The sequence below is a fragment of the Stenotrophomonas sp. EMP41 genome (genome assembly GCF_047495535.1).
GTDB lineage: Bacteria > Pseudomonadota > Gammaproteobacteria > Xanthomonadales > Xanthomonadaceae > Stenotrophomonas > Stenotrophomonas sepilia.
In genome coordinates this window covers 3,879,504-3,891,859 of the sequence record NZ_CP179923.1, presented here as the reverse complement: position 1 = coordinate 3,891,859, position 12,356 = coordinate 3,879,504, and the positions used below count along the sequence as shown (strand labels likewise).

The 12,356-nt window shown below is 68.6% G+C and carries 14 protein-coding genes; 9 read left to right on the top strand and 5 right to left on the bottom strand.

Annotated elements, in window-relative coordinates:
- Window positions 1-33: 33 nt before the first annotated feature.
- The 5 genes from hemF to ACMGRF_RS17845 all read right to left on the bottom strand — a co-directional run bounded on the left by hemF (window position 34) and on the right by ACMGRF_RS17845 (window position 6,045).
- The gene (hemF, locus tag ACMGRF_RS17865) at window positions 34-930 is read right to left on the bottom strand and encodes an oxygen-dependent coproporphyrinogen oxidase (protein WP_099494924.1); all 897 of its coding nucleotides are present in this window, start codon (window positions 928-930) and stop codon (window positions 34-36) included.
- 54 nt (window positions 931-984) lie between these two features.
- On the bottom strand, window positions 985-2,598 hold the full coding sequence (locus ACMGRF_RS17860) for a hypothetical protein (protein WP_164283095.1): 1,614 nt from the start codon (window positions 2,596-2,598) through the stop codon (window positions 985-987).
- A 70-nt stretch (window positions 2,599-2,668) separates the two neighbouring features.
- Window positions 2,669-3,229 carry a hypothetical protein gene (locus ACMGRF_RS17855; protein ID WP_099494926.1) on the bottom strand — a complete coding sequence of 187 codons (561 nt, stop codon included), beginning with the start codon at window positions 3,227-3,229 and terminating at the stop codon, window positions 2,669-2,671.
- Window positions 3,230-3,259: 30 nt separating this feature from the next.
- Window positions 3,260-3,679, bottom strand: coding sequence for an NUDIX hydrolase (locus ACMGRF_RS17850; RefSeq protein WP_049438277.1), 420 nt, complete (start codon window positions 3,677-3,679; stop codon window positions 3,260-3,262).
- Complete coding sequence (locus tag ACMGRF_RS17845) at window positions 3,676-6,045, bottom strand: prolyl oligopeptidase family serine peptidase (protein ID WP_414485445.1); 2,370 nt, start codon at window positions 6,043-6,045, stop codon at window positions 3,676-3,678. Before ACMGRF_RS17845 ends, ACMGRF_RS17850 begins: the two co-directional genes overlap by 4 nt.
- Before the next feature lie 167 nt (window positions 6,046-6,212).
- Here ACMGRF_RS17845 and ACMGRF_RS17840 point away from each other — a divergent pair, with 167 nt between their 5' ends.
- The 9 genes from ACMGRF_RS17840 (at window position 6,213) to ACMGRF_RS17800 (ending at window position 12,340) form a co-directional block, all read left to right on the top strand.
- Entirely contained in the window at window positions 6,213-6,542 is a 330-nt protein-coding gene (locus tag ACMGRF_RS17840; protein WP_005414880.1) for a hypothetical protein, read from the top strand.
- Window positions 6,543-6,579: 37 nt separating this feature from the next.
- Window positions 6,580-7,233, top strand: a complete 654-nt coding sequence (locus ACMGRF_RS17835; protein ID WP_049438275.1) for an RNA polymerase sigma factor — start codon at window positions 6,580-6,582, stop codon at window positions 7,231-7,233.
- Entirely contained in the window at window positions 7,230-7,445 is a 216-nt protein-coding gene (locus ACMGRF_RS17830) for a hypothetical protein (RefSeq protein WP_049415989.1), read from the top strand. The genes ACMGRF_RS17835 and ACMGRF_RS17830 overlap by 4 nt, the downstream gene beginning before the upstream one ends.
- Window positions 7,446-7,658: 213 nt before the next feature.
- Complete coding sequence (locus tag ACMGRF_RS17825) at window positions 7,659-9,056, top strand: cytochrome ubiquinol oxidase subunit I (RefSeq protein ID WP_414485444.1); 1,398 nt, start codon at window positions 7,659-7,661, stop codon at window positions 9,054-9,056.
- 1 nt (window position 9,057) lies between these two features.
- The gene (cydB, locus tag ACMGRF_RS17820; protein WP_414485443.1) at window positions 9,058-10,071 is read left to right on the top strand and encodes a cytochrome d ubiquinol oxidase subunit II; all 1,014 of its coding nucleotides are present in this window, start codon (window positions 9,058-9,060) and stop codon (window positions 10,069-10,071) included.
- 216 nt (window positions 10,072-10,287) lie between these two features.
- The gene (locus tag ACMGRF_RS17815) at window positions 10,288-11,031 is read left to right on the top strand and encodes a beta-ketoacyl synthase chain length factor (protein WP_111096669.1); all 744 of its coding nucleotides are present in this window, start codon (window positions 10,288-10,290) and stop codon (window positions 11,029-11,031) included.
- Window positions 11,024-11,821 (top strand): lysophospholipid acyltransferase family protein, encoded by a 798-nt coding sequence (locus ACMGRF_RS17810; protein ID WP_049416042.1) that lies wholly within the window; start codon window positions 11,024-11,026, stop codon window positions 11,819-11,821. Before ACMGRF_RS17815 ends, ACMGRF_RS17810 begins: the two co-directional genes overlap by 8 nt.
- A complete protein-coding gene (locus ACMGRF_RS17805) occupies window positions 11,808-12,065 on the top strand; it encodes a phosphopantetheine-binding protein (RefSeq protein WP_005411610.1) in 258 nt (85 codons plus the stop codon). The genes ACMGRF_RS17810 and ACMGRF_RS17805 overlap by 14 nt, the downstream gene beginning before the upstream one ends.
- A 17-nt stretch (window positions 12,066-12,082) precedes the next feature.
- Window positions 12,083-12,340 (top strand): acyl carrier protein, encoded by a 258-nt coding sequence (locus ACMGRF_RS17800; RefSeq protein WP_005411609.1) that lies wholly within the window; start codon window positions 12,083-12,085, stop codon window positions 12,338-12,340.
- The last annotated feature ends 16 nt before the right edge of the window (window positions 12,341-12,356 follow it).

The window sequence follows — 12,356 nt, the reverse complement described above, 5'->3', positions numbered from 1 at the left end:
GCGCCGAGCCCACGCCCCGCGCGAGGACACCCCTCAGAGCCAGTCGCGCGGCACCAGGTAGTCGGCCAGGCGCGATTCGGGGCTGCCGGGTTCGGGCGAGAAGCCGTATTCCCAGCGCACCCGCGGCGGCAGGCTCATCAGGATGCTTTCGCTGCGGCCACCGCTCTGCAGCCCGAACAGGGTGCCGCGGTCGTAGACCAGGTTGAATTCCACGTAGCGGCCGCGGCGGTACAGCTGGAACTCGCGTTCGCGTTCGCCGTGGGGTGTGTCCTTGCGCTGCTGCACGATCGGCAGGTAGGCGTCGAGGAAGCCATTGCCGACCGCGCGCAGATAATCGAAATCGCGCTCGAAGTCGCCGTGCAGGTCGTCGAAGAACAGGCCGCCGACGCCGCGCGTTTCGTTGCGGTGGCGCAGGAAGAAGTACTCGTCACACCAGCGCTTGTGCGCGGCGTAGCGTTCGTCGCCGAACGGCGCACACAGATCGCGTGCGACCCGGTGCCAGTGCTGCACGTCCTCGTCGAACGGGTAGAACGGGGTCAGGTCGAAGCCGCCGCCGAACCAGCTGGCCACCACTTCACCGTCGCGCTGCGCCTGGAAGAAGCGCACGTTGGCATGGGTGGTCGGCACGTACGGGTTGAGCGGGTGGAACACCAGCGACACGCCGGTGGCGCGCCAGGAGGCGCCCGCCAGTTCCGGGCGGTTGGCCGAGGCCGACGGCGGCAGGCGGCTGCCAGCCACGTCGGAGAAGCCGATGCCGGCCTGCTCGAACACCGCACCGTCGCGCAGCACGCGGGTACGCCCGCCACCGCCCTCTGCACGCTGCCACAGGTCTTCCTGGAAGCGGGCCCGGCCATCGACGGCCTCGATCGCCGCACAGATGCGGTCCTGCAGCTCGGTGAGGTAGGCGCGAACGCGCTCGAATTCGTTCATGGCGCGTACTTTACCGCAGGGCCCGGCCAACGCTGCGGACAGGCCCTGGCAGGCTCAGCGCTTGCGGTTGGAAGCGCGCGGCGCCGGAGTGTCCTCGGCCGTCGCTTCGTCCACCGCCTCCTGCAGGACGCGGCCCAGCTCCAGGGCGCTCCAGTTTCCGGTGTCCAGCACGTCGCAGGCGACGTGGCGCCCGCTGCGGTCGGCGGCACACAGCCGCTCCAGCGTCGCATGGGCGTCGACGTCGCTGCTGCGGCCCTGCGCTGCGACCAGGTTTTCGCAGCCCTCGCGCACGCCGGCACGGCACACGGTGGTGTAGTGCTCTGCCGCCTGTCGCCATTGGCCGGACAGCGCAAGACGGTTGCCAAGAATGTTGCAGCCCTGCAGCTTGCCCTGCGCGCAGCAGGCTTCGGCACCGCCGCTGGCCAGCGCCTGCGGGCAGTCCTGCGGCAGCGGCAGCACCGTGTAGTGTTTCGGCGGGCTGCAGGTGCTCGCGCCCTCGCCGGTCGGCACGAACACCTGGAAGCGTGTCCACGTGTCCAGGCCCAGCAGCTGGCCCCCGGGCAACGGCCGCAGCACGAAGTCGCCGCCCTTGTCGTGGCGGATGCGGATGTCGCCGTCTTCGACACGAGCACGCAGCTGGCTGTCCCAGCCGATGCCGACCCGTCCTGCATCGCCGAAGTCCAGCGTATCCATCAGGCCACCTGCGGCGCGGAAGGTGCCGCAGGGCAGCGCCGTAGCCGGCTGCGGTCGCAACGAGGCGCCCAGCGCCTGCAATGCAGGCAGGCGCTCGCAGGCGGCGCTGTCCTTGCCGGGCGCGCACGCTGTGGTCAGTGCCTGCACCGCCTGCAAGGGGTCGCCGGATTCCCACGAGAGCTCGGCCACGCGGCTGCAGAAGCCGCCATGGCCGACCTGCTGGCACAACTGCAACAGCTGCTGGCGCTGCACGGCCGGCACCACTACCGGCGTGGAGGGTGACAGCACGGAGCTCACGGCTTCGACCATCGCCGCACCCATCGCGGCCTTGACGATCTGCTCCTGCAGCGCCGGATCCGCTTCCAGCGCCGCTGCACAGGCCGGTGTCTCGTTGCTGAAGCCGCCATTCCGGCACGGCACAGGCAGTTCGATGCCGGCCAGTGCGGTATCGAGGAGGGCCTGTTGCTGCGCCTCATCCGGCGTGGCCGGCGCCCTGGCCTCGTCATGCCAGCGATCGGCCAGCTGCAGGCACATGCCGGGCACGCCTTCCCGGCACGCCGCTGCCAGCACGGTCGGGGTCGCCTCGTGGCGGTTGTCCAGGCAGGCCGCCGCATCGGCCAGGCAGCTGCCCGCAGCCGGCGCAGCGGCTGCGGCGCACTGTGCAGGGGCCTGCAGGGTGTAGACCGTGCCGTCCAGCTCGAGGGTGCGGCCACGGTCGCGCACCTGCAGCGCGCTGGGCAGGCCATATTCCAGATTCACCAGCTGCAGCTTGCCTTCGATCTGCTGGAACGCGACCGGGGTCGGAGCGCTGCCGAAGTGCTTCTGCTCGCCACGGTTGGATGAGCTGACGCGCAGCGTGCTGCTGCCTTCGTCGGCCTTGAACAGGCCGCATTGCGGTGCCTGTGCCGCGGCCACCGGCGTGGCCAGCAGCAACGCCCAGGCCAGCCAGTGGCGGTACGGTGCGAGTGAGAGCATGTCGACTCCTTGACGATCAAAGGCAAAACGCCGGGTGCTGCCGGAGGCCCTGGCCCACACCCGGCAGAACTCAGCGGAAGCGCGCGCGCAGGTCGGGGCGCAGCAGGCGCCAGGCCAGCCAGCCCTGCAGGCCGAGAAGCACGAACGACATGCCGACCACGGTCAGCGTGATCAGCCAGCGTTTCAGCTGCAGCTCCTGCAGCAGGGCCGGGTCATCGGCCAGCAGCGGAATGAAGTCGCCCATGAACAGGTCCAGCCACCAGGCGGCTGCGAAGTTGGTCAGGGCACTCAGCAGCAGCAGTACCACGAAGCTCCACAGGCCCCAGCGACGTTCACGCAGCAGGCCCCAGCTGGATACGGTCGAGGCCAGGCACAACAACGCGACGACCATTGACGCGGCGACCGGATGCGCCAGCAGCCAGACCAGGCTGTGCAGCTGCTGGTGCTGCACTTCGCTTTCCACCAGGCGCCACAGCGCTAGCTGGTGCAGCGGCCACAGCACCAGTCCCTGCAGCACGAAGTAGACCGTCAGCAGCAGTGACAGCCAGAACGAGGCCTGTGCCACCGGGCGCACCCAGGCGTGATAGGCCGGGGACGGCGGCGAGGGGATCGACGGGATCGACATTGACATCCGATGTCCTTGCAGTCGGCGCCCGCCTGCTCAGCGGGCCGTCACCCGGGTGGCGACCGCCGGCAGGATATGGTGTTCGCTCAAGGGTGCCAAGGGCAGGCCATGCGGTGGTTGCAGCGATACCCAGGCCAGTTCGGCAATTTCGGCGCGCGCCTGCGGCGTACCGTCCACCTGCACCCACCACGCCTGTGCCTGCACGCGGTGGCCGGGCTCGTTCACCGCCCAGTCCTCGAACGTGCCCAGCGCGATGGCGGCATCGGCGCGCAGCTGCACGCCCAGTTCTTCGTCCAGCTCGCGGGCCAGCGCCTGCAGCGGTGCTTCGCCGGGTTCGGGCTTGCCACCGGGCTGGATGAAGCGGCGGGCACCGTGCTTGCGCACCAGCAGCGCCCGGCCGCGGTCATCCAGGATGACCGCGGCCACGATCCGGATCGTGGCCGCGGCGTTGCTCACTTCAGGTTCTGCTCGAACAGCTTGAGGATGCGCTTGTACTGGTCCAGCCAGGAATCGGCGCGCACGTAGCCGTGGCGTTCCAGCGGGTACGGGGCGATCGACCAGTTGTCCTTGTGCAGCTCGATCAGGCGCTGGGTCAGGTTCACCGAATCCTGGAAGAACACGTTGTCATCCATCATGCCGTGGGCGATCAGCAGGTTGTCCTGCAGGTTCTGCGCGTACTCGATCGGCGAGGACACGCGGTACGCCTCCGGGTCGATGTCCGGGGTGTTGAGGATGTTGCTGGTGTAGCCGTGGTTGTAGTTGTGCCAGTCGACCACCGGGCGCAGCGCGGCGCCGGCCTTGAAGGTGCCCGGCGCACGGAACAGCGCCATGAAGGTCATGAAGCCGCCATAGGAACCACCGTAGATGCCGGCGTGGTCGCGGTCACCCTGCTGGGTGTCGACCAGCCAGTCCAGGCCGTCCTTGTAGTCTTCCAGTTCCGGGTGGCCCATGTTGCGGTAGATGGCCGTGCGCCAGTCGCGGCCGTAGCCCTCGCTGCCGCGGTAGTCCATGTCCAGCACGATGTAGCCCTTCTGCACCAGCAGGTTGTGGAACATCTGCTCGCGGAAGTAGGCCGGGTAGCGCTGGTGCACGTTCTGCAGGTAGCCGGCGCCATGCACGAACATCACGATCGGGTACTTCTTCCCCGGTTCCTTGTTTTCCGGCTCGTAGTACTTGGCCCAGACCACGCCGGCACCGTGCCTGGACGGCACTGCCACCAGCTTCGGCTGGACCCAGTGGCGTGCCTTGTAGTCGGCGGTGCGGGTGTCGGTCAGCACGCGCGCCTGGCCACCGGCACTGGGCAGCACCGCCAGCTGCGGCGGCAGGTAGGCACCGGAGTAACGCACCAGCAGCTGCTGGCCATCCGGCGACAGCGAGAAATCCTCCACGCCGTTGAGGCTGGTCAGCTCGCGCACCTGGCGGCTGCCGGTGTCGACCGCGCAGACTTCGTAGTCATGCGGGGCCTGCTGGTTGCACAGGAAGTAGAAGCCCTTGCCATCGGCCGACGGCACCGGCGCCGAGGTTTCCCACTTGCCGCTGGTCAGCGCCTGCGGCTTGGCGGTGCCGGCCTGGGTGTACAGGTGCGAGAAGCCCGATTCCTCGGACAGCAGCCACAGCGTGCGGCCATCGGCCATCCAGCCGAAATCGTTGAAGCCCCAGTTGATCCAGGCGTTGTCGGTCAGGCGGTGGCGGTTCTGCACGCGGCCGTCGGCGGCATTGACGCTGATGATCCAGCGGTCCTTGTTGTCGTTGGCACGCAGCATCACCGCGGCCTGCTGGCCGTCGGCGCTCCAGCGGATGCCGCCGCCCATGAAGTCGCTCATCACCTGCACGCTGCGCTCGCCCTTCAGCGCGTCCTTGCCGGCCTTGCGGCGCAGTTCGGCCAGCGGGTCGGTGCTGATGCCCGGCAGGCTGGCCAGCGAGAGCTTTTCGGCCTTGCCGGTACGCACGTCCACGTACCACAGGGTGTGCGGTTCGAAGCCGTTGCGGCCGACGCGGGTGCGGGTGTCCTCGGTTTCCTCGTATCCCGATTCGGTCACGTACAGCGGCATCTTGCTGGTGCGGCCGTCGTCGAAGTCCTTCGGCTTGGTCACCACGATCAGGTGGGTGAGGTCCGGCGACAGCACGCTGTCACCGATCTCGACGTCGGCGCCCAGGTAGACCGGGCCCGGTGCGCGGGTCGGGTCGGCCTGGCGCCAGCGCTGGTCCTGGTCCTTCAATGCCTCGCGCTGCTCGCGGTCGCGGCGCAGGGTTTCCAGCGTGCGCAGCTGCTGGTCGCGCAGCACGTCGGCCTTCGGCGGCGTGCGCGGGTCCTTCTCGGCCTTCAGGCTGGCCACCTGCTGCACGCCGCTGGCGGCGGTCCAGTGGAACCAGTTCTGGCCGACGCGCCAGATCACGCCGTTGTCGGCGGCAAAGTTCACGTTGCCCGCGCGCTCGTTGCTGCGGGTGAGCTGGGTCAGCGCGCCGCTGCGCAGGTCGCGCACGAACACATCGCCATTGCGCACGAAGGCGCTGCGGCTGCGGCTGCGGTCGTAGACCGGATCGGCCACGTCCAGGGTGCCGCGCTGGTCATCAGCCACCTGCGCGGCCACGCCGCCGGCCACCGGCTGGCGGAAGGTGTCGCGCACCGGGCTGCCGTTGCGCTTGAGCTGGTATTCCACCTGCTGGCTGTTCCACGACCACCAGGCTTTCTCGACCGGCGGACCGATCCAGTCCGGGTCGGCCATCGCCTGTTCGATGGTGATCGGCGTCGGCGCAGCATGCGCAGCCGGTGCGGCCAGCACGGCCGACAGCAGGAGGGACAGGGGCAGCACTCGGGACATGGGCGGACGGCACCAGAAGAGGAAACCGGCCAAGGGTACCAGCCGCCCCGGCCCGGGGCAGGGGCCACAGGTCATGGCAGCGGGATTGGCAAAGTGGTGCAACCGGTTGCCGTGGTCGCGCATCCATTCTCCTGAACCCGCATCATCCATCGAACAGGAGCCCGACCATGCAGGAACTCATTCCGATCACCCTCTTCATCTGCATCGCCTACGCGATCCATGCCATTGCCGATGCGCGCGCGCGCAGCAAGCTGGTGGCCCCGCACGTGCCGGAGGAAGTGATCCGCTCGCTGGCCGTGCTGGAAGAAGAGCGCCGCCGCCAGGGGGCGCTGCGCTGGGGCATCAGCCTGGTCTGCCTGGCCCTGGCCATGGCCCTGCTGGAAGCCATCGGTGCCCGTGACCTGACCTTTGGTGCCGCTGCCGCGCTGGTCGGTAGTGCCGGCCTCGGCCAGCTGCTGGCCTGGCACTTCACCCGCCCTGCGGCACGCAAGGGCTGAGCCGGAATATGCCACGGGCACAGGGGGCGCCCCGCGCATGAGCCTGCTGGGCGGAGCACTGGCCGCATTGCGGGGGCGTCGCCGCGAGGATAGGGCGGCGACGGCGGCCCCCGCCAAAGCGCTGGACGCGGACCAGGCCCTGGTGCGAGCCATCATCGATGGCTCGCAGTCGGCCTTCGCGCAGCTGGTGGAGACCCACCAGCGCACCTGCGCGCATGTGATCGGACGCATGGTCGGCGACCGCGACCAGGTTGCCGACCTGCTGCAGGAAACCTTCCTTGCCGTGTTCCGCCAGCTGCACCGGTTCCGTTTTGAATCCTCGCTGCGCACCTGGGTTTCCCGGGTCGCTTACACCACGGCGCTGCAGCACCTGCGCCGGCGGCGGCTGGAGGCGCAATGGATGGTGGCGGTGGAGGTGCCGGAGGAACTGGGGATCGGCGATGAAGGCCCCGGGCCCGCCGAGTTGAGCGAGGCGCTGCAGGCCGGGCGCCAGCTCGGCGCGGCACTGGAACGGCTGAGCGCGCCGCAGCGCCTGATCGTCGGCCTGCATTACCTGGAGGATTTCGATCTGGCCGAGATCGAGCAGGTGACCGGGCTGGCGCGCGGTACCATCAAGAGCCACCTGCACCGCGCGCGCCAGGTCCTGAAGCAGGAACTGACGCGGCATGCCACCGCCGGAGAGCTGCTGTGACTCAATCGACCGACCCTCGCGATGCGGAAAAGCGCGCGCTGGCGCAGGCGTTGCGTGAGCAGGTGCAGCAGGAAGCAACGCCGGATGTGAGCGAGGCGCTGCAGAAGCGCATTGCCGCTGAGTCGCGCGACAGTGGCGTGGGCTATGTGGTGGTGCAGGTGCTGTTGTTTGGCGCACTGCTGGCTGCAGCGGCCTGGTATTTCTGGCACTGAGGCACCCGCCGGGCGGTGGGCCGCTCCAATCGCGGTGGGTAGATGCCGACCTGGGTCGGCGTTTGGGCGTGTGTGCCAACCAGGGTTGGCAGCTACCAGAACGGTTGACCCCTGCGACAAAGTGAAGCAGCGCGTCACCCGGTCGCATCCCGTCTTAACGAAATCCTCCTAAAGTGGTCTGGTATCCCACCGGTCGCAGGCAGGAGGCGTCCCTTGGACGCGTTGTTGTTGTCCCGGATCCAGTTCGGATTCGTCATCAGTTTCCACGTGCTGTTCCCTGCCTTCACCATTGGCACGGCCAGCTGGCTGGCCTTCATCGAATGGCGCTGGCTGCGCACCAAGTTGCCCGTGTGGCGCGAGCTGTACTTCTTCTGGCAGAAGATCTTCGCGGTGTCGTTCGGCATGGGCGTGGTCAGTGGCATCGTCATGGCCTTCCAGTTCGGCACCAACTGGCCGCGGCTGAGCGAGGTGGCCGGTACGGTCATCGGCCCGCTGCTGACCTACGAGGTGCTGACCGCGTTCTTCCTGGAAGCCAGCTTCCTCGGCGTGATGATGTTCGGCTGGGGCCGGGTCTCGCCGCGCCTGCATTTCCTGTCCACCTGCATGGTGGCGCTGGGCACGCTGTTCTCCACGTTCTGGATCCTGTCGTCCAACAGCTGGCTGCACACGCCGGCCGGCTACGAGATGGTCAACGGCATCGTGCATCCGGTGGACTGGTGGCAGGTGGTGTTCAACCCCTCGTTCCCCTATCGCCTGGCGCACATGGCACTGGGCTCGTTCATCACCACCTGCTTCGTGATCGGTGGCGTCGGTGCGTGGTACCTGCGCAAGGGCACGCACGTGGAAGCGGGACGTCGCATGCTGATCGCAGCGGTGGCGTTCGCGGCATTGACCGTGCCGGTGCAGATCTTCGTCGGCGACATGCATGGCCTGAACACGCTCAAGCACCAGCCGATGAAGATCGCGGCGATGGAAGCGCACTGGCATGAAACCAAGGAAGGCGAGGGCGTACCGCTGGTGGTGTTCGCGCTGCCCAACGAGAAGGAAGAGCGCAACGATTTCGAAGTGGCCATCCCGAAGCTGGGCAGCGTGATCCTCACCCACTCGCTGGATGGCACCTTCGACCCGCTGACCTCGGTACCGGCCAGCGAGCGGCCGCCGGTGACGCCGGTGTTCTTTGCCTTCCGCATCATGGTCGGGCTGGGCACGCTGATGCTGCTGTTGGCCTGGGTGTCAGCGTTCCAGCTGTGGCGCAGGAAGCTGCTGGATTCACCGTGGCTGCTGCGCGGATGGAACTGGATGCTGCCGAGTGGCTTCGTCGCGCTGCTGTCCGGTTGGTTCGTCACCGAGATGGGGCGCCAGCCGTGGGTGGTGTACGGCGTGCTGCGCACCGCCGATGCGGTTGGCCCGCAGAGCGCGTGGATGACGGCGCTGTCGCTGGGCGTCTACGTGGTCGGCTACGCCTTCGTGTTCGGCTGGGGCATCTGGTACCTGGTGAAGATCCTGCGCCACGGACCGCAGCCCTACGCCGAAGGGCCGTCGCTGGACCACGGCAGCCACACCCCGGCGCGCCCGCTGTCGGCAGCCGACGAACCGCTGGAGGAGCGCTGACATGGACCTGATGACCTGGCTGCCGGTGGCGTGGTTCGCGGTGATCGGCTTCGGCGTGCTGATGTACGTGGTGCTGGACGGCTTCGTGCTTGGCATCGGCATCCTGGCCCCCTTCGCCGAGGACGAGGAGCAGCTGGACCTGATGATGAACACCGCCGCGCCGATCTGGGACGGCAACGAGACCTGGCTGGTGCTGGGTGGTGCCGGCCTGCTGGCGGCCTTCCCCAAGGCCTATGCGGTGCTGTTGTCGGCGCTGTACCTGCCGGTGCTGGTGCTGGTGGTGGCGTTGGTGTTCCGTGGCGTGGCCTTTGAATTCCGCTTCAAGGCACATCGGTCACGCCGGCTGTGGAGCGTGGCGTTCGGCCTCGGTTCGCTGCTGGCGACGTTCGCCCAGGGCGTGATCCTGGGCACGCTGGTGCAGGGCATCCCGCTGGTGGACGGCGCCTACCAGGGCGGGCCGTTCGCCTGGTTCAGCCCGTTCGCGATGCTGACCGGTGCCGCGCTGGTGGCCGGCTATGCGCTGCTGGGCAGCACCTGGCTGATCCTGAAGACCGAAGGGCGCGTGCAGGCGCTGGCGCGGCAGATGACCCGGCCGCTGGTGGTGGCGGTGATCGCGGCGATGGGCCTGGTCAGCAGCTGGCTGCCGTTCCTCGATTCGCGGCTGATGTCGCGCTGGTTCAGCGACGGCAACTTCTGGTGGCTGTCGCCGGTGCCGCTGCTGACCCTGGCGGTAGCCGCCGCGCTGTGGCGCAGCGCGACCCATCCGCGCCGCGACCTGCCGCCGTTCCTGCTCAGCCTGGCCCTGTTCGTGCTCGGTTTCCTCGGCCTGGTGCTGGGCATGTGGCCCTACCTGCTGCCACCGTCGATGACCCTGTGGCAGGCCGCCGCGCCGGCCTCCTCGCTGGGCTTTACCCTGGTCGGGCTGGTCGTTCTGCTGCCGGTCATCCTCGGCTATACCGCGTGGTCGTACCGGGTATTCCGCGGCAAGGTGCACGCCGATACCGGTTACCACTGATTGATTGACGCGGGGGCCGCCGGTGCCGGCTCCCGTGTTGGGGAATGTGAAACCTGCACACCCCGTGCAGGACGTGCTAGCGTGCGCTCCTTTCCGGCAGCCAGGGGGGCAGCCGGCGACGTCCTGGACGGACGCACGGCTGCAGGACTGGGGGGCCGCCGCGCGTCGCCGTAATGGCTCGTGCCTATCGTTCTCCCGTTGAAGCACCTTCGCTAAATGATCGAATTCTCCATCGTCGACTGGGCTGCCTGGGCGCCCGGCCTGAGCGAGCGTAGCCAGTGGCTGGGCTGGGCCGATGCGCCGTATCTGCCGGTTGGCGAAGACACGCCGGCGCTGGCCGAGATCCCGGCAATGCAGCGCCGCCGCATCGAGCGGCTGGGCCGGATGGCGATCCAGGCTGCCTGCTGGTGCGAGGATGGGCAGGGGGCGGACAGCCAGGTGCCGCTGGTGTTCGCCAGCCGCCACGGCGACGTGGCCCGTTCGATGGAGCTGCTGGGGGCGCTGGCCAGCGATCAGCCCTTGTCACCGACGGGGTTCGGCCTGTCGGTGCACAACGCGATCGCTGCGTTGTACTCGATCGCGCGCGGCCACCGTGGCAACTACCTGGCGCTGGCCGCCGGCCAGGCCACGGTCGAGACCGCCTGCCTGGAAGCGGCCGGTCTGCTCGCCGATGGCGCCCGCGAAGTGCGGGTGGTGGTGTATGAGTCGCGCCTTCCAGAGATTTACTCGACGTTCGCCGACGAACCCGACCCGTTCTTTGCCTGGTGTTGGCGTTTGACGGCGCCGGTGCCGGGCCAGCCGACCCTCTCCCTGCAGTGGGAGGCGGCGCCGGAGGCCACTGCCACCGCCCCGGGCGCACTGCCGCACGCGCTGGACCTGCACCGCTTCCTGCTGTCCGGCGCGCCGGCGCTGGAACATGTGGCCCAGGGCCAGCGCTGGCGCTGGGGACGCCGTGGCTGAGGCGCTGCGCCGCCTCGATCACGCCTGGCGGGTGCTCGGCACCGGCCTGAGCTTTGCCGCGTTCGGCGTGGGCGGCCTGCTGCTGGGCGTGCTGGTGATGCCGGTGCTGCTGCTGATGCGCGACCCGGTGGTCCGCCGCCGCCGCGCCCGCCGCGTGGTCCAGGTCGCCTTTGCCAGCCACCTGCGCCTGATGCGTGCGCTGGGGGTGATGACCTACCAGATCGAGGGCGGTGAGCGCCTGCAGCGCGACGGCCTGCTGGTGCTGGCCAATCATCCGACCCTGATCGATGTGGTCTGCCTGATCTCGCTGCTGCCCAACGCCGACTGCGTGGTGAAGCGGGCCGTGGCCTGCAACCCGTTCATGCGCGGGCCGGTGCGGGCGGCCGGCTACATCGCCAACGACGACGGGGCGGGCCTGGTCGATGACTGCGTGGCCGCGGTGCACGCCGGCGGCACCCTGGTGATCTTCCCCGAAGGCACCCGCAGCGTGCCGGGCCAGCCGCCGCGGCTGCAGCGCGGGGCCGCCAACATCGCCGTCCGTGGCCGGCTGGACATCACCCCGGTGCGGATCACCTGCACCCCGCCCACGTTGACCAAGGGGCAGAAGTGGTATCGTGTCCCCTCACGTCGCTTTCACGTTCGGCTGCAGATCGGCGAAGATATCCCGATCGCGCCCTTCCTGGCCGATGACGACTCGCCAAGGGGGGATGCCTTGGCAGCACGCCGCGTCACCGAGCACCTTTCTCGTTATTTCGACCTGTCTGGAGATCCGCCCCGTGCAAGCACTTGAGCACGAGATCAAGGAATTGATCATTTCCTCCCTTTCGCTGGAGGACATCACGCCGGAGGACATCGATCCGACCGCGCCGCTGTTCGTCGAGGGCCTCGGCCTGGATTCGATCGACGCGCTGGAGCTGGGCCTGGCACTGCAGAAGAAGTACGGTGTCAGCCTGTCGGCCGATTCGGAAGAAACCCGTCGCCATTTCTCCAGCGTGCGCGCGCTCGGCGAGTTCGTCGCCGCCCGCCAGTCGTAACGGCGCCAGGAATTGCCATGACCAAGAATGAACTGTTCGAACGCATCGTCAGCATCCTGACCGACAGCTTCGAGATTGAAACCGCCCGGATCACCCCCGAGGCCCGGCTCTACGACGACCTGGACATCGACAGCATCGATGCGGTCGACCTGATCGTGCAGCTCAAGCCACTGCTCGGCCGCAACCTGCAGCCGGAAGCGTTCAAGGCCGTGCGCACCGTGCAGGACATCGTTGATGTCGTGCATGGACTGCTGCCGGACCAGGCAGCCGCCTGACCGCAGCGCCGGCGGC